The 17134-nt window shown below is 47.0% G+C and carries 14 protein-coding genes; 11 read left to right on the forward strand and 3 right to left on the reverse strand.

Translation table 11 applies throughout. The features are described from left to right. Positions 1–156 precede the first annotated feature (156 nt). The 3 genes from BM257_RS07175 (at position 157) to rnc (ending at position 2739) form a co-directional block, all read left to right on the forward strand. Complete coding sequence (locus BM257_RS07175) at positions 157–393, forward strand: acyl carrier protein (protein WP_006947693.1); 237 nt, start codon at positions 157–159, stop codon at positions 391–393. 107 nt (positions 394–500) lie between these two features. Continuing rightward, complete coding sequence (fabF, locus tag BM257_RS07180; protein WP_092070332.1) at positions 501–1763, forward strand: beta-ketoacyl-ACP synthase II; 1263 nt, start codon at positions 501–503, stop codon at positions 1761–1763. Continuing rightward, complete coding sequence (gene rnc / locus BM257_RS07185; RefSeq protein WP_092070335.1) at positions 1753–2739, forward strand: ribonuclease III; 987 nt, start codon at positions 1753–1755, stop codon at positions 2737–2739. Before fabF ends, rnc begins: the two co-directional genes overlap by 11 nt. A 70-nt stretch (positions 2740–2809) precedes the next feature. Here rnc and BM257_RS07190 read toward each other — a convergent pair whose 3' ends face one another. Beyond that, positions 2810–5335, reverse strand: a complete 2526-nt coding sequence (locus BM257_RS07190; protein WP_092070338.1) for a TonB-dependent receptor — start codon at positions 5333–5335, stop codon at positions 2810–2812. Positions 5336–5413: 78 nt separating this feature from the next. After that, on the reverse strand, positions 5414–6136 hold the full coding sequence (locus tag BM257_RS07195) for a DUF4294 domain-containing protein (RefSeq protein ID WP_092070341.1): 723 nt from the start codon (positions 6134–6136) through the stop codon (positions 5414–5416). A gap of 109 nt (positions 6137–6245) precedes the next feature. Between BM257_RS07195 and BM257_RS07200 the strand changes: the two genes are divergently transcribed. From BM257_RS07200 to BM257_RS07215, 4 genes are read left to right on the forward strand one after another with little or no spacing between them, the layout of a single operon-like run. Continuing rightward, positions 6246–7388: a TlpA disulfide reductase family protein gene (locus BM257_RS07200; RefSeq protein WP_092070344.1), complete on the forward strand. Its 1143-nt coding sequence runs from the start codon at positions 6246–6248 to the stop codon at positions 7386–7388. Between the two features lie 10 nt (positions 7389–7398). Further along, the gene (locus BM257_RS07205; RefSeq protein ID WP_369821312.1) at positions 7399–7902 is read left to right on the forward strand and encodes a hypothetical protein; all 504 of its coding nucleotides are present in this window, start codon (positions 7399–7401) and stop codon (positions 7900–7902) included. Between the two features lie 16 nt (positions 7903–7918). Then, a complete protein-coding gene (locus tag BM257_RS07210; protein ID WP_092070347.1) occupies positions 7919–10312 on the forward strand; it encodes a DUF3160 domain-containing protein in 2394 nt (797 codons plus the stop codon). Next, the gene (locus BM257_RS07215; RefSeq protein WP_092070350.1) at positions 10306–11190 is read left to right on the forward strand and encodes a CapA family protein; all 885 of its coding nucleotides are present in this window, start codon (positions 10306–10308) and stop codon (positions 11188–11190) included. Before BM257_RS07210 ends, BM257_RS07215 begins: the two co-directional genes overlap by 7 nt. Here BM257_RS07215 and BM257_RS07220 read toward each other — a convergent pair. After that, positions 11187–12011, reverse strand: a complete 825-nt coding sequence (locus tag BM257_RS07220; RefSeq protein ID WP_092070353.1) for an alpha/beta hydrolase — start codon at positions 12009–12011, stop codon at positions 11187–11189. The genes BM257_RS07215 and BM257_RS07220 overlap by 4 nt on opposite strands. A 78-nt stretch (positions 12012–12089) precedes the next feature. Between BM257_RS07220 and BM257_RS07225 the strand changes: the two genes are divergently transcribed. The 4 genes from BM257_RS07225 to BM257_RS07240 all read left to right on the forward strand — a co-directional run bounded on the left by BM257_RS07225 (position 12090) and on the right by BM257_RS07240 (position 17090). After that, the gene (locus BM257_RS07225; protein WP_092070556.1) at positions 12090–13550 is read left to right on the forward strand and encodes a sialate O-acetylesterase; all 1461 of its coding nucleotides are present in this window, start codon (positions 12090–12092) and stop codon (positions 13548–13550) included. Continuing rightward, positions 13550–14092, forward strand: a complete 543-nt coding sequence (locus tag BM257_RS07230; protein ID WP_092070356.1) for an NUDIX hydrolase — start codon at positions 13550–13552, stop codon at positions 14090–14092. The genes BM257_RS07225 and BM257_RS07230 overlap by 1 nt, the downstream gene beginning before the upstream one ends. Positions 14093–14253: 161 nt before the next feature. Continuing rightward, the gene (gene topA / locus BM257_RS07235) at positions 14254–16566 is read left to right on the forward strand and encodes a type I DNA topoisomerase (protein WP_092070359.1); all 2313 of its coding nucleotides are present in this window, start codon (positions 14254–14256) and stop codon (positions 16564–16566) included. Beyond that, positions 16563–17090, forward strand: coding sequence for a shikimate kinase (locus BM257_RS07240; RefSeq protein ID WP_092070362.1), 528 nt, complete (start codon positions 16563–16565; stop codon positions 17088–17090). The genes topA and BM257_RS07240 overlap by 4 nt, the downstream gene beginning before the upstream one ends. Positions 17091–17134 lie beyond the last annotated feature (44 nt).

Below are 17134 nucleotides of genomic sequence, written 5' to 3' on the forward strand. Positions count from 1 at the left end.
ACAACATAGGGTGGTTTGTGCAAAAGTTAGCGTATTTTTACTAAATTTATTTGCGTAAGTCAATAAAAATTCGTTACTTTGCACCCGCTAAGCCACATTTTGTGGTCGCACACATCTAAATAGGAATCATTTTATTAACATTTAAAGTAAAAGATTATGTCAGAAATTGAAAGCAAAGTAAAGGCTATTATCGTAGACAAACTTGGTGTTGACGAAGCAGAAGTAAAGCCAGAGGCAAGTTTCACTAACGACCTTGGCGCAGATTCACTGGACACTGTTGAGCTTATCATGGAGTTCGAGAAGGAGTTCGGAATCTCTATTCCCGATGACAAGGCCGAGAAGATTGGTACTGTTGGCGACGCTATCGCATACATCGAGGAGAACGCGAAATAAATTCATTTAGAATTGAAGGATTGAAGAATTGAAGAATTGAAGTTCGGGGCTTCATCCTGAATTCATTTTTCAATTCTTCAATTTTTTAATTTTATAATTTTATATTTATGGAATTAAAAAGAGTAGTAGTAACTGGACTTGGTGCTGTTACACCGCTTGGCAATAATCCTGAGGAGACTTGGGAGAACATGCTGGCAGGTAAGAGTGGCGCAGCCCCCATTACCCTTTTCGACGCTTCTAAGTTCAAGACACAGTTTGCCTGTGAGGTCAAGAACTTGAACGTGAATGATTTTATCGACCGCAAGGAAGCCCGTAAGATGGACCGTTATACCCAGCTTGCCATCATCGCCGCCAAACAGGCAGTAGAGGACAGTGCAATGGATCTGGAGTCAGAGAACAAAGACCGTATTGGCGTTGTCTTTGGCGTCGGTATCGGTGGTATTAAGACTTTTGAGGACGAGGTGTCTTATTATGGTGTTCATCGTGAGGATGGACCGAAGTTCAACCCCTTCTTCATCCCTAAGATGATCGCCGACATCGCCGCAGGTCAGATTTCGATTATGTATGGTTTCCATGGTCCCAACTATATCACCTCCTCCGCCTGTGCCTCTTCTTCCAACGCACTGGCTGACGCCTTCAACCTGATTCGTCTGGGTAAGGCAAACGTCATTGTCGCCGGTGGTGCGGAGGCAGCTATCTGTGAGACTGGTGTGGGTGGTTTCAATGCCATGCATGCGCTGTCCACTCGTAATGATGAGCCAGAGAAGGCAAGTCGCCCGTTCAGTGCCAGTCGTGATGGTTTCATCATGGGTGAGGGCGCCGGCTGTCTGATCCTGGAGGAACTGGAGCATGCCAAGGCTCGTGGTGCGAAGATTTATGGTGAGATGGTTGGTGCTGGTATGAGTGCCGACGCCCACCACATCACAGCTTCCCATCCAGAAGGACTGGGTGCCAAACTGGTGATGCAGAATGCCCTAGAGGATGCTGGTATGAAGCCCGAGGATATTGACTACATCAATGTTCATGGTACCTCCACCCACGTTGGTGATATCTCTGAGGCAAAAGCCATCAAGGAGGTATTTGGTGACGCAGCTTATAAGTTGAACATCTCCTCTACCAAGTCCATGACGGGTCACCTGCTGGGTGCCGCTGGTGCTGTAGAGGCTATGGCAACACTACTCGCTGTGCAGAATGACATCATTCCTCCCACGATTAACCACGAGGAGGACGACAAGGACGAGGAGATCGACTACAACTTGAATTTCACCTTTAACAAGGCTCAGAAGCGTGAGGTTCGCGCAGGACTTTCCAACACCTTCGGTTTTGGTGGTCACAACGCCTGTGTAGTATTCAAGAAGTATGCTGAATAACTCGAATTTCTTTGATAGAATAAGGCTCCCTTTCCGCAAGGAGAAGGAGCTTTATTCATCTTTATACCGTGTACTGGGATTCTATCCTCGCAAAATCGACCTGTACAAGCAGGCGCTGATGCACAAAAGCATCAAGAAGCGTAACAACAAAGGACGTCCTCTGAACAACGAGCGACTGGAGTTCCTGGGTGATGCGATTCTTGATGCCGTGGTGGGAGACATCGTGTTCCGCCATTTTGAAGGCAAGCGTGAAGGATTCCTTACCAATGCCCGTTCCAAACTCGTACAGCGTGAGACCTTAGGTAAACTCGCCAAGGAGATGGGGATTACCGACATGGTGATGCGTGATGGTCAGGCTACATCGCATAACAGCTACCTGGGGGGCAATGCTTTTGAGGCATTGGTCGGTGCGATATATCTTGACCGTGGGTATAGTGCCTGTATGAAATTTATGGAGAAACGCATCCTTACGCAACTGATTAATATTGACAAAGTCGCTTATAAGGAGGTCAATTTCAAGTCCAAGCTCTTGGAATGGAGCCAGAAAAATCGCATTAATATTGAGTTCCGACAGTTGGAACAGTCTCTTGATGAGCATAACAGTCCCTTCTTCGTCTACCAGATATTGCTTGAGGGTGTGGAAGGCAGTTCCGGGAAGGGCTATTCCAAGAAAGAGAGTCAGCAGCTAGCTTGTAAGGAGACGCTCCAGCGTCTTCGTCGTGAGCCACAGTTCATTGACGCCATCTTTGCGGCAAAGGGAGAGCGTACCAAGATGGAGGAAGAGCCCGTCAGTGTTCCTGAGGAAATCGCGGAACCCCTTACAATAGCCCAAGAGCCCGTTCCTGATGCCCCCCAGTCTCCAGCAGAGGATAACGACGAGTTTACCCTTGACGACATCACTGCCACTCCCCAAGAGAAGACCCGTGAGGAGATCATTGCCGAGGCAGAGGAAGCTGCTTTTGCGGAAAATGGCTGACACGCTCCATCACCTGATACTGGTTATCAAAACATGCTTACAAAAAGGTTAGTTTTGTAAGCATGTTTTTTTACTCCTCTCCGCCTGCAGGTTGATATCCCTGGTTCTGTTGAGGTTGTTCGTTCTGTGGCTGTTGCTGCTCATTTCCCGGCTGCAGTTCCTCCCGCTCGCCACGACGACGCTGGTTGTTCATATTACCGAAGTTCCAAGTGACCTGGATATTGACATTCGGGTCACGCCAGTTCTTTTGGTGACGCCAGAACGTCTCACTCTCGGTATAGTTCTCCCAATGACGTGTATTGAAGACATCACGCCAGTTGATAGCGACAGCGATGGTCTTATTGAAAAAGTTCTTACGGAAACCGAGGTCGAGGGAGGCATTAGGCTTGCGATAGCCCTGTGTGATGACCCCACGAGAACGATAGTTACCCGTCAGCTGCAGGGAGATATCATAAGGCAGGATGAGGGATGCCAGCATACGGGCATCCCATGAGAAGCTCTTGTCGCTCTCACCAGTGACCGTCTGTCCGTCAATCACATAGGAAAATCCATCAAGCTTGTTATAATAACCATTAACGGTCGTAGTGAGGTCGAGGATACGGAACAGTTTGTTCTTGCCAATCAGCTCGACACCCAGACTCTGTCGCTTGGTGAGATTCATTGTCGTCATATACATCATCCCATCGTCAACATTCTGATAACGGATGCGTTGCATGACATCCGTCGTAGGACGATAATAGGTGGAAATACTGAGCGTATGCTCCTGCCATGTCTTCAAGAAGTTGAGGGAGATAGAATGGGTGTATTCCGGTGTGAGCTCCGGGTTACCGAACGACACCATCGAGGCATCACTGGTATTACGGAAAGAATTCAGTTGTCCTCCCCATGGACGACGCAGACGATAGGTATAGTTCAGTTGCAACTGTGCGCTCTCCGTCAGCTCATAATTCAGGAACAGCGAGGGGAAGAGCTTGAAGAAGTCTTTCTTGTAAGGTGCTTCTTTCGCGGCAGTACCATGCTCCTGGGCATAGTCATAACTCTCGGTGTTCACCTTCCAATACTCCCCGCGCAGTCCCGCCATGACCCCCAACTTACCAATCTTGGTGTTGACAGTGGCATAGAGGGCATGGGTGTCCATCGAGTATATAAAGCGGTTGTAGTACAACTCGTCCTCCATGAGATGAGTACCCTCCCAATTATCCGCCATCCAGGATTCCTGTGGCGTGTTCTCGTGCGACCAGCGTCCGTTATAGCCAGCCTCCAACTTGAAATGCTCTGAAATCTGGTTCTCATAGTCGAGTTTCACCTCCCATGAGCGGTTACGGACATGCATGGGGCGGTACTGATAGGTATAGGCGGTATGATGATTGGGCACATCAACATACCAGACGGAGTCCTGATAGATATTGTCATTATCACTCATCCAGCGGTTATACTCAGCATGGGCGGTGAGCTTGTGCGTATCAGAGAAACGGTGCTCATATCCCATTTCCGCATGATACATGTGCATCTTGCCATCCCCACTGTTACGACGGAACATCTGGTAAGAGTCCGTTGTGGCTCCGATGGTACCATAATGATAAGGAGTCGTCGTAAGGTTGTCATGTTTACCCTGAAGTGTCATACCACCCAGAGAGAGGTCGTCATTCTTGGTGAAATGCCAGGTGAGTCCCAGACGGGCAAAAAGTCCTCCTCCCTTGTTGGTGTTGTCACTCTCATAGTTCTGGTACTCATTGGTTTGTTTATAATGCTGTTCACTCTTACTTCCCCCATTGTTCCTACGACGGCGATAACCGAGGTTGGCAAAAGCGTCAAAGACACCACTGGAGTAATTGATATTACCACTGGTATTCCATCCTCCATGAATATTGGCACCAGCACGCAAGGAACCATAATAGCCTCCCTTGCGGTCACGTTTCAACACAATATTGATGATACCGGCAGAGCCCTCTGGAGAATATTTCGCGGAAGGGTTATCAATGACCTCGATACGCTCGATGCTCTCCGCGGGAATCTGTTGCAGGATCTCCGCACGGTTATCTGTCGTCAGACCGCTCGCCTTACCATTGATCCACACCTCCACACTGCTGTTTCCACGGAGGGAGATCTCACCATCCGTCGTCACCTCCACACTGGGGATATTCTCCAGTAGGTCACTTGCGGAACCTCCTGCCGCCGCTAAGATCTGATCAACGGAGAACACCTTACGGTCAACTTCCAGTTTCATTTGTGAGCGTTGACCTGTGACTTGTACCTCTCCCAGCACCTTGGCATCCTCGGAGATATACAACGCATTATAATGCTGCTGGCGATTCTTTGCTGAGATCGTGAACTGGCGTGTCAACGTCTTGTAGCCCACAAAAGACACCTGCAACTGATAAGTGCCGTCTTTCAGACCAGAGATAAAAAACTGACCTCCGACATCCGTAATGGCGCCTTTCACCAATTTTCCCGCTGGTGTCTCGACCACCACATTCACAAACTCCATGACCTCATCGGTCTGCTTGTCTAACACTTTACCTTTTACGGATCCCTGCGCAAAGGCTGTTACTGTCCCTATTATTATAAATAAGGTGGAAATGAGAATTCTACACATACCCCTTTTTGACGTATTCCCATTGGAATGGTTTAATCTAGTATGTGACTTTTTTCATAGAATCATGACAATAAGCAACTATATCTGTCCTGCCTCCACCATAAGAACCACACGTTCTGTAAGGCGGTCGATACCCTCTGGGTCATATTTTTTCTTCAGGCTGGCACCAAAGGCCCAGGCGAAAGCCTGATAGAAGCCTGCACGAACTGGTCCCAGGAAAGCCTGTATCAACTCATAACCAGAAGAATTGCTCTCTCTATAAATCAACTTGATGAGCAGTTTCCCTTGTGAATAAGTCAGTTTCTTCATTCTCGGCTTATATTCCTTCATGATACTGCGTTCCACCAGTTTCATGTGTGCATCCCTCGATTTCTGGTCAGGCAACGTCTCAAGGAACTCCGCCGTCTCCATCATGATAGCTCGTGCCTCCTTGGCAATGGGCAAAACAATCTTTACGTTTTTGACAAGACGGTTATATGCCTGTTGTTGTTTCTTGCTACTAAACGAAATAGGGGGATAGACATAGACATTATTCATTTCCATATACTGGATACTGTCACCATTCTCCAGCACTTTACCTACCTTTACCGTCGGCACGAAGGTAGGACTGTCGAAGTCTATGTCTTGTCTCTTCTGATTATTTTGAGCAAAACAACCTGTTGTCACCAGAAACAGGGAGAGTGATACCCACAGGCGTAAAATCGTCCCCCCTCCGAAGAGGACGTCCCACTGTCTCTTGATGAGCTCCTTTGGCTCAATACCTGTCAGCACTTTTACCTTTTGAAAAAACTCCCTATTCATTTGTCAGAGTGCAAAGATACGGATAATGTTCGAAAAAATCAAGATTCTCTTGGTTTTTTGCTCACTTAATCGTATCTTTGTAGGCAAATTCATTAATAGACATATAAAGATGAGAAAATATCTGATGGCTGCCATTGTCCTGTTAGGCATGGCATCATGTAGTGAGAAGAAATTCCATGTAGAGGGTAATATCACCAATGCCAAGGACTCCATGCTCTACTTCGAGAACGTAGGACTGGAGAATATCAATGTCCTTGATTCTGTGAAACTTGGTGACGACGGCGCCTTTGCCTTCGCACAGCCCCAGAACGAGGCTCCTGAGTTCTACCGCCTTCGTATCGCCGACCAGATTATCAATGTGAGTATCGACTCTACTGAGACGGTGACGATCAAGGCACAATATCCGCAGATGGCAACTCAATATGAAGTCAGCGGAAGTGATGACTGCGCGAAGATTAAAGAGTTGACTTTGAAACAGATTGACCTGCAGAACCGTGCCATTGCCATATCACAGAACGACGCACTCAGCATTGACGAGTCGAACGACAGTATCCTGAAGATGATCAGTGACTATAAGCAGGACGTAAAAAACAACTACATCCTCAAGGAGCCAAACCGTTCCTACTCCTATTTCGCTCTTTTCCAGGCGATTGGAAACATGCTGATCTTCAATCCCCGCTCCAACAAGGACGACATCAAAGTGTTTGCCGCCGTCGCTACCAGCTGGGACACCTATCATCCTAATTCCGAACGTGGTGCCAACCTGCATAACATCGCCATCGAAGGTATGAAGAATGTACGCATCACAGAGGCTAATGCCGCTAAAAGAATTGATGTCAGCAAGATATCAACCACAGGACTCATTGATATTGCCCTTTATGATAACAAAGGACAGCTACGTCATCTGACAGACCTGAAAGGAAAAGTAGTATTACTCGATTTCCACCTTTTCGGACTGGAGAACTCACCCGAGCGTATCCTGTTGCTGCGTGAGCTTTACAATAAGTATCAGGCACAGGGATTGGAGATCTATCAGGTGGCACTTGACGCTGATGAGCACTTCTGGAAGCAACAGACGGCAGCACTGCCCTGGATCTGTGTTCGTGACCCGCAAGGTATGGATTCCGAGACACTGATTACCTATAACATTCAGGGACTACCTGAATATTTCCTGATCACCCGTGACAACTCGCTCTATAAGCGTAGTGGACAGGTGAAGGATATTGAGGCAGAAATCAAAAGTCTGCTGTAGAAATTGAACATTGAGAGCTAAGAGACTGCTACTGCTTGGAGTGTGGCTTTTGAGTCTTACGACTCATGGGCAGACAAAAGGAGGATTCTCACTGGAGCAGAAAAACGACACCTTGTCAGTACTGACACTGAAGACGGACTCTACCTGCGACCATTGGGAACTTCCTTATCCCGTCTACCAATTCTGCACGGGTGATGTGGATGGTGACGGGAACGTGGATGCGATGGTGGGTGTAGTGAAGAGCACTCGTTACTTTCAAGAGAAGGGACGGAGAATCTTTATCTTCAAGAATTACCACGGACTGGTACGTCCACTATGGATGGGGTCGCAGTTAGGAGGTATTCTGGAGGACTTCCGTTTTACAGACGGAAAGATACGAGGTCTGGAACGCACAACAGACGGGAGATATGTGGTGGCGGAATACCGCTGGGCACATTTCGGTATGGGTTTCGAACGTTTCCTCACCAAGAACAGCGGTCAAGAAGAAGCCATGAAAGTTTTCAATCAAGACTAAATAAACCTTTTTGCCTATGAAAAAAATACTATTAACAATGATGATGATTGCCTTCACTTGGGAGGTAAGCGCACAGGAATCTCATCCTGTCATCATTCCAGGAAAGGGACACATTGACGTGGAGCAACTCAACAAGAAATTGCCTCTTAACATCAATGTCGACAATCTCTCGATTGCGGAGATACGTATTCTACGCAATGCCGTATCAGCACGACAGGGGTATTGTTTTATGAACGGTGACCTACGTGGTATCTTCGGAGCTACCTCATGGTACACTCAGAAAATGGAGGACCGCTTTTGGAAAGAGGAAAACGGAAAGGCAGCTCCTATCAAGTACACTGCCGCCGAACAGGCTTTCGTCCAGAAGTTGAAAAAACGCGAGGATTTTTTGAAGACCAAGAATAACGTGGCTCCTTCCGGGATGATGGTTAACATGGAGAACATCATCAACTCGTTCCAACTGGAATCCTTCGACCAGCGACTCTATAATGCCATTGGCAAAAACGGCTTTGCCATTGTTCCTGGTGAAGAAGACCAGCTCTTCCATATCTACGAGCGTAACGACTATCGACAGTTCCCCAGTTTCGTCACCACTGATCTCTACCTCCAGGCTTTTCATATGTTTTTTGACTGTCTGTTGAAAGAGACGGAAGAGCAGAAATTCTCACCCATGGTGACTCTTTTCGTGAAACAGAACTACGAACAGATGATGCAGCTTGCCTCTACCACCACAGATGCGAAGATCAAGGCTGCCGCAGAACATAACGCTGCCTACTATGCGATCGCTTATGAACTGAACACGGGAAAATCGCTGCCTGTGCCTGCCTCATTCTCAGAATTGGTGAAAGAGGAAATCAATCATGTGAATGCCTCTGAGACAACAAGTTCAGAATTCCTTGGCTATACAGAAGCCAGAAACATGCCGATGTTCATTTACAACATCTACCGTCCTCGTGGTCATTATACCCGCAATGAAACACTGAAACGCTACTTCTGTGCAATGATGTGGCTGCAGAACGCCCCCTTCGGAACAGACAAAGACGATCAGCTAGAACAAGCCCTTTTGTTGGCTCAGACCATTGGCGGCAATGCTCAACTGACAAAGCAGTACAAAGACATAACGGAGCCTATTACCTACCTGATGGGCATGCCCGATGATGTCAGCATCCTACAAGTTTATGCGGAGATACAGAAGAGCGGCAGTACTGTCAGTGAACTCATCAATGACAAGAAAAAGTTCGATGCTATCCGCAAAGCGTTGGAAGAGCTGTCGAAGAAACAGTCTATCATCAAGCCTAAGTTCCAGGCTTCCAGCCCCTTTAAGATTTGCTTGATGCCCCAACGTTATATGCCAGACAGCGAGGTATTACAGGAAATGGTCGATTATGAAAGTACGCCAACACTCCGTGACGTACCCAAAGGACTTGATATTCTTGCCTCCATCGGTATCTCCTCTGCTGAACGTATCCTTATCCAAGAGCTCAAAGAACAGGAGAAATGGAACAAATATACCAGTAACCTGGAACAGATGAAGAAGCGGATGGGGGAGATTGACTGGAACCAGACGGTGGCAAACAAATGGATTGCTTCCTTGAAGGATGTCAACAGCAAGAACGCACAATATCCAAAATTCATGTTGTCACCACAATGGGACAAGAAGAATCTGAATACCGCCCTGGCCTCATGGGCAGAACTAAAACACGATGCTATCTTATATGCCAAGCAGCCGATGGGAGCAGAGTGTGGTGGCGGTGGTCCCCCCGAACCTTATGTGAAAGGTTATGTGGAGCCCAATATCGCCTATTGGACAAAAGCCATCGAACTCATCGATGCCACGATGGATGTGTTGAGACGCTTTGATCTCGTCACAGAAAAAGGAACGACAGCTGCCACCGACTTACGTGAACAGGCTGAGTTCCTGTTGAACTGCAGCAAGAAAGAACTGGCTGGCAAAAACCTGACAGAACAGGAATACCGTCAGATAGAGACTATCGGTTCCACCTTTGAGAATATCACCCTGAACCTCATCAAAGAATCTGACCAGTTCTTAATGGGATGGAGCAATGTGAATGGCGCTGACAAGAAGATTTCCGTCGTTGCGGATGTCTATACTGCCAATTCCTATAACAACCCCGATAAGTCTGTGTTATACGAGGCTGTGGGTCCTGCCCATGAGATTTACGTGGTCGTTGAACTGGATGGCTATCTCTACCTCACCCGTGGTGCCGTCTTCTCGTATCGCGAGTTCCAGGAGGATATCGCTGCTCCACGAAAGACCGATGAGGAGTGGCAACAGGAATTGCAGACACAACCAGACAAGGGTATTCCTAATTGGATGAAGGAGATCATCGTACCCTTGGGAGGAAAGAGTCTGGATAACGAGCATATTTTCTATAGTTCAGGATGTTAAATAGCCTGCTCTTCGCCATGCTGCTGGCGAGTGACTCACTCTCCATCACGTTTACTGGCGACGTATTACTCGACCGCGGTGTTCGGCAATTTGTCGAACACCGCAGTGTCGATAAGCTTTTCTCACCTTTTGTGGACTCTGTCTTCCAAAGCAGCGATCTCGTCGTCGCCAATTTAGAATGCCCTGCTACTAAGATCCGGCAACCAGCCTTCAAACAATATATCTTCCGTGCGGAACCAGAATGGCTACAAACCCTCAAAGCACACGGCATCACCCACTTGAATCTAGCCAACAACCATAGTGTCGACCAAGGGAGAATCGGACTTGCCGATACAAAAAAGAACATTCAAGAGACTGGCATGATCCCGGTAGGCGCTGGGGACAACATGCAGGAAGCGGCACAGCCTGTCCTGTTAGCCTCAACCCCCAGAAATGTTTATCTGCTGACTTCTTTGCAGATGCCTCTGGAAAACTTTTCTTATCTGCCAGATAAGACATCTGTCAGCCATGAGGATCTTGACTCATTAAAGACAAGGGTGCGACAGTTGAAAGAAACAGACCCTTGCTGTTATATCATCGTATCCCTCCACTGGGGTGGCGAGCATACCCTAAGACCTGTTCCCTTGCAACGCCAACAGGCTCATCAACTGATAGATGCGGGTGTAGATGCCCTTATCTGTCATCACACCCATACCTTGCAGACCATCGAGCAATACCAAGGAAAACCTATTTATTATTCCATTGGCAACTTCATCTTCGATCAGAAGAAGCCTATCAATAGTAAGGCTTGTATGGTGAAGGTCACAATAAAAAAAGAATCGTCCCATATCGAGACGATTCCTATTGTCATTCGCAACTGCGTACCAGAAAAACCCTAAAAGCTACGCAACCACGCTTTTAGCTCCAACATCATTTCATAATGGTAAAGGAACGACTGTAAGCTGCCAAAACCATGACCACCAGAAGGATATATGTGCATAGTAGCTGGTACCTTATGCAGACATAGCTCCTCGTAGTAACTGATACTGTTTAAAGGTGACACAGCTTTGTCGTCATGGGCAAGTACTATAAAAGCACGAGGGGTAGAGCCGCTGACATGCTGCTCATTACAGAATTGGTTCATCAACTTGCGTTTGGGTTTCTTTCCTAACAGGTTCTCACGGGAACCTTTGTGGGTAATACCTTGTTCCATTGTAATGACAGGATAGAAAAGGATTTGGAAATCTGGAGCGGCATCACCTGAGGAATGTGTGGCGACAGTAGAAGCAAGATGCCCTCCTGCCGAGAATCCCATGATACCTACCTCTTTCGGGTTGATGTCCCAAGCTACCGACATCCTACGCACCAGACGCATCGCCTCTTCCGCATCTTCAAGAGGAACCTGCCAGACCCCATGTGGCATACGGTATTTCAAGACGATAACAGCTATCCCTTGTGCGTTAAAGAAAGGAGCCCACGACGTTCCCTCCTTCTCAAAGGCAAGATGCTGATAGCCACCACCCGGACAAATGACGACAGCACGCCCTGTTGCCACATTTTTTGAGGGGAGGAAGACCGTTACCTTTGCCAAATCGTTAGGATCACCATTGGAAGTCTTAGGGGCAGAGGACCACAGATCCATTTCCAAACCCTGCTGTGCGTAAGTGAAAGAGGAAATAAAAAGCAATGCCCAAATCAAGAATGTTTTCTGTATTTTCATAATTTCTTATCTTTGATGCTTGCAAAGATACAAAAAATCATTATCTTTGCATCATCTAACGACTAAAAACTTTAAATGATGTATAAACGAATTCTAACATTGGCTGCACTTGCCTCACTCACCTGGAGTGTACAGGCAAAAGTGAAATTATCACATCTTGTTGGCGACAACATGGTAATCCAACAACAAACAGACGTCCGTCTTTGGGGCTGGGCAAAACCAAACAGTACGGTGACAGCAACAACTTCCTGGAGTCAGGAAAGAAGTACTGCGAAAGTTGGTAAGGACGGACAGTTCCTGTTGACTGTCAAGTCGCCTAAAGCATCTTATACCCCACTGAGTATTACCTTCAACGATGGTGATGGTGAGGTTACTATTAATAATGTTCTCGCAGGCGAGGTTTGGGTTTGCGCTGGTCAGTCTAATATGGAGATGCCTGTCAAGGGCTTCGGCATGTGTCCTGTGAAGGATTACAACTACCATGTACTGGATGCTGTTAACTCCAAGGGCGTCCGTAGTATTAAGATTCCTAGTGTAATGGCAGCAAAACCGCTTAACGACGCACAGTGTGAGTGGCGTGTCTGCTGTCCTAAGACAGTTGGTGAGTTCTCTGCCACTGGATACTTCTTTGCTCGTCTGCTCAATCGTACCCTTGATATCCCCGTAGGTATCATCGAAGCTAACAAAGGCGGCTCACGTGTAGAGAGCTGGTTGACGAAAGAGAATCTGGAGAAATATACCAACGACCCCACAGACTCCGTAGAGATTTGCAAGAAATGGTCAGAATGGGACTACCACCGTTCGCTTCTATGGGGCAATGGCACCTTTAACCCCATTCTGAACAGTACTGTAAAGGGTATCATCTATTATCAGGGGTGTTCAAATGTTGGTGACCCTGGCGACCAGTATTCTCAGCGTATGAAATTATTGGTAGAACAATGGCGCAGTCAATTCAAGCTCGGAGAGATTCCCTTCTATTTTGTTCAGATTGCTCCCTGGGCATACGATAACGGTGATGCCAACGCTATCAGTGGAGCTTTGTTGCGCGAACAACAATATAAGGCATCTTTGATTATTCCCAACAGTTCACTGATATGCACCAACGACCTCGTCTATCCCTATGAATATTCCCAGATTCACCCCGCTCAGAAACAACAGGTCGGTGAGCGTCTTGCATTTACGGCACTGCATCGTGACTACGGTTATGAGACCATTCAGTATAAAAGTTCCTCATACAAGGATATGACTGTTAAAGGTGATACCATCCTCATCCACACACAGGACAATTACTGGTGTGACGCCCCCTTCGAGCAGATGGAAGGCTTTGAGATTGCCGGAGAGGACAAAGTGTTTTATCCTGCCACCGCCTCTCATTTCTGGAAACCAGGTGGCGGATATTGGAATGAAGGGATTGCCATCACATCACCTAAGGTTAAGAAACCTGTTGCTGTACGTTACTGTTTTAAGAATTTCCAAATTGGTAATGTGAAAAATGGTGGTAACCTACCCCTTTTCCCATTTAGGACAGACAATTGGTAATGGAACATCCCTTAGAGAAATTCGCTTACTGCCCTCTTTGCGGTAGTAAGCATTTTGTTATCAATAACTTCAAGAGCAAACAGTGTCAAGACTGTGGCTTCGTCTATTATGCCAACCCATGTGCCGCTACCGCAGCCTTTATTGTCAACGACAAAGAGGAAATGTTGGTTGTCCGCAGGGCTAAGGAGCCAGCTAAGGGGACACTTGATCTACCAGGTGGTTTCGTGGATATGTACGAGACGGCAGAGGAGGGCATGCGCCGCGAGATTAAGGAGGAGACTGGTCTTGAAGTTGATAACATAGAATATCTCTTCTCTAGTCCTAATGTCTATATGTATAGTGGGTTAGGTGTCCACACCATCGATATGGACTATTTAGTACATGTCCCTAACGATTGTCTTGTACATGCTGATGACGATGCAGAAGCGTGCCTATGGATTCCCATTCAAGACATCCATCCCGAAGAGTTCGGACTCCTCAGCATCCGTCATGCCGTGGAACGATTCATCACCCATCATCGAAAATCAAAAATGAATCTATAAAAGGAAGAGCCTCTCTAAGAGAGGCTTTTTATTTTTAACTATTCTTCAATCGTTAATAAAAGCAAAAAACTACTATATATATAAGGTGTAACCAAAACTTTTCTCTACTTTTGCAGCCCGAAACGGAAAATTATTAAGGGCAATAAATAACTATTTAAGATATGCAAAAGAATTTAGTGATTGTAGAGTCGCCTGCCAAGGCTAAGACAATCGAAAAGTTTTTAGGTAACGATTTCAAGGTCATGTCCAGTTACGGACATATCCGTGACCTGAAGAAAAAGGAGATGAGCATCGACACTACGACGCTCGAACCCGAATATGAGATTCCTGAAGAAAAGGAGAAACTCGTTAAGGAACTGAAATCCAACGCCAAGAAGGCAGAGAAGATATGGCTCGCATCCGATGAAGACCGTGAGGGAGAAGCCATCTCATGGCATCTGTGTGAGGTATTAGGATTGGATGAGGAGAAAACGAACCGTATTGTGTTCCATGAGATTACCAAACCAGCCATCTTGGAGGCGATAGAGCATCCACGTCATCTGGACATGAACTTAGTGAACGCCCAACAGGCTCGTCGCGTCCTTGACCGTCTGGTAGGCTTTAAGCTCTCCCCAGTGTTGTGGCGTAAAGTCAAGCCAGCCCTCTCAGCCGGACGAGTACAGAGTGTCGCTGTCCGCCTGATTGTAGAGCGTGAGCGAGAGATACAGAATTTCAAAAGTGAGTCTTTCTATAGTGTGAATGGTATCTTTGCCATCACCAATGCAGACGGCTCCCAGACAGAGGTAAGAGCATTGCTCGGTACCCGCTTCAAGACCCATGAGGAAGTAGAGTTGTTCCTGGAGAAATGCAAGGAGGCGACCTATACCGTCGAGAGTGTCAGCAAGAAGCCCATGAAGCGTACTCCTGCTCCTCCTTTTACAACATCTACGCTCCAGCAGGAAGCTGCACGTAAACTGGGATTCACCGTCAGTCAGACGATGATGATTGCCCAGCATCTGTATGAGAACGGACGTATCACTTATATGCGTACTGACTCTGTCAACCTCTCTGCGCTCTGTATCAATGCCAGCAAGGAAGAGATCAAGAGTCTCTATGGTGAAGAATACAGTAAGTCACGCCAGTACCGTACCAATGCCAAAGGTGCCCAGGAGGCGCATGAGGCAATTCGTCCTACCTATATGAACCAGACGGAAATAGAAGGTACTGTTCAAGAGAAGAAACTCTATGACCTTATCTGGAAACGTACTATTGCCAGTCAGATGACAGACGCAGAGATTGAGAAGACAACTGTCAATATCACTGTCAGCGGTTCTAACGAATTGTTTGTTGCCCAAGGTGAGGTCGTTAAGTTCGATGGTTTTATCAAAGTCTACCGTGAGTCCCTTGACGATGAGGAACAGCAAGAAGAAGAGTTTAGTCACATCCTCCCCCCATTGAAAAAAGGACAAGAACTCACTCGCCGGGAGATACAGGCCACAGAGCGTTTCAGTCAGGGACCTGTCCGCTATACGGAGGCTTCTTTGGTACATAAACTGGAGGAATTAGGTATTGGACGCCCGTCTACCTATGCCCCCACCATCTCCACTATCCAACAACGCGAGTATGTCCACAAAGGCGATAAGAAAGGAGAGGAGCGTACCTATACGATTGATGTGTTGAAGGGCAAGCAAGTCAAGCAGTCTGTCCGCAAGGAGATGGCTGGCTCCGACAAGGGCAAACTCTTACCTACCGATATCGGAATTGTTGTCAATGACTTCCTCATGGAGCATTTTAAGGATATCATGGACTACAACTTCACGGCAAAGGTGGAGCAAGACTTCGATAAGATTGCGGAAGGCAAGGAGAAATGGACAAGTATGATGAGACACTTTTACAAGAGTTTCGAGCCTAACGTAGAGCAGACACTAAATGCCCGTCAGGAACATAAGGCAGGAGAGCGTCAACTAGGTATCGATCCCAAGAGCGGTCGCCCCGTCTTTGTCAAAATTGGTCGTTTCGGTCCTGTCGTCCAGATAGGTTCCGCTGATGATAATGAGAAACCACAATTCGCACAACTGCCCAGTGAACTGAGTATGGAGGCGATGACAATGGAAGAGGCTTTGGAACTCTTCAAACTTCCTCGTACCGTGGGAGACTTCGAGGGATCTCCTGTCGTCATCGGCACAGGTCGTTTCGGACCCTATATCCTCCATCAGAGGAAATACACCTCATTACCAAAGGGTACAGATCCTATGGCAGTCACCTTAGACGAGGCTGTCGCACTTATCAACGAGAAGCGTCAACAGGAGGAGAAGCGTCATTTGAAGACCTTCATAGAGGACAGCAAACTGGAGGTCATCGATGGTCGTTACGGTCCTTATATCTCCTATGACGGCAAGAACTTCCGTCTGCCGAAGAATCTGCACCAACGCGCTGCCGCACTGACCTATGAGGAGTGCATGACTATCATCAACACACCAGTCAAGAAGAAATGAGACGCATTATCCTCATTGGTTACATGGGGTCAGGGAAGACCACTATTGGCAAGGCGCTCTCCAAAGAGACAGGTATGATGTTCTATGACCTGGACTGGTATATTGAGAGCCGGATGCGCAAGACGGTGGCACAAATCTTCAAAGAGCGAGGAGAAGAGGGATTCCGCAAGATTGAGTACAGTATGCTTCATGAGGTAGCAGAGTTCGAGAACGTCATCATCAGTTGCGGAGGCGGTACACCCTGTTTCTTTGACAACATGGATTATCTAAACCAACAAGGTGACGTGTGTTACTTGAAAGCCACCCCCGAGGTTTTGTATAACCATCTTTTGATGGGTAAAATAGAGCGTCCGCTGATTAAAGGGAAGAGTCCTGAGGAACTGATTACCTTTATCACAGAGCAGGTAGCGAAACGTGAAGAGTTCTATACCAAGGCACACTACACGCTTGACGTCAGCCTGATGGACAATTATGAGAAGATACAAATCAGCGTAGAGGCACTGCGCAACCTATTAAAATTATAACCATAGGAACAATAGTCAATATAGGAACTATTAAAATAAAGAAG

The sequence above is a fragment of the Prevotella sp. tf2-5 genome, from assembly GCF_900115435.1.
Classification (GTDB): domain Bacteria; phylum Bacteroidota; class Bacteroidia; order Bacteroidales; family Bacteroidaceae; genus Prevotella.

What these genes read in the sequence shown, in the direction of transcription:
- BM257_RS07215 (WP_092070350.1), top strand. Translation starts at nt 10,306, where the DNA reads ATGTTAAATAGCCTGCTCTTCGCCATGCTGCTGGCGAGTGACTCACTC.
- BM257_RS07220 (WP_092070353.1), bottom strand. Translation starts at nt 12,011, where the DNA reads ATGAAAATACAGAAAACATTCTTGATTTGGGCATTGCTTTTTATTTCC.
- BM257_RS07200 (WP_092070344.1), top strand. Translation starts at nt 6,246, where the DNA reads ATGAGAAAATATCTGATGGCTGCCATTGTCCTGTTAGGCATGGCATCA.
- BM257_RS07240 (WP_092070362.1), top strand. Translation starts at nt 16,563, where the DNA reads ATGAGACGCATTATCCTCATTGGTTACATGGGGTCAGGGAAGACCACT.
- fabF (WP_092070332.1), top strand. Translation starts at nt 501, where the DNA reads ATGGAATTAAAAAGAGTAGTAGTAACTGGACTTGGTGCTGTTACACCG.
- BM257_RS07190 (WP_092070338.1), bottom strand. Translation starts at nt 5,335, where the DNA reads ATGTGTAGAATTCTCATTTCCACCTTATTTATAATAATAGGGACAGTA.
- rnc (WP_092070335.1), top strand. Translation starts at nt 1,753, where the DNA reads ATGCTGAATAACTCGAATTTCTTTGATAGAATAAGGCTCCCTTTCCGC.
- BM257_RS07230 (WP_092070356.1), top strand. Translation starts at nt 13,550, where the DNA reads ATGGAACATCCCTTAGAGAAATTCGCTTACTGCCCTCTTTGCGGTAGT.
- BM257_RS07195 (WP_092070341.1), bottom strand. Translation starts at nt 6,136, where the DNA reads ATGAATAGGGAGTTTTTTCAAAAGGTAAAAGTGCTGACAGGTATTGAG.
- BM257_RS07225 (WP_092070556.1), top strand. Translation starts at nt 12,090, where the DNA reads ATGTATAAACGAATTCTAACATTGGCTGCACTTGCCTCACTCACCTGG.
- BM257_RS07210 (WP_092070347.1), top strand. Translation starts at nt 7,919, where the DNA reads ATGAAAAAAATACTATTAACAATGATGATGATTGCCTTCACTTGGGAG.
- BM257_RS07175 (WP_006947693.1), top strand. Translation starts at nt 157, where the DNA reads ATGTCAGAAATTGAAAGCAAAGTAAAGGCTATTATCGTAGACAAACTT.
- topA (WP_092070359.1), top strand. Translation starts at nt 14,254, where the DNA reads ATGCAAAAGAATTTAGTGATTGTAGAGTCGCCTGCCAAGGCTAAGACA.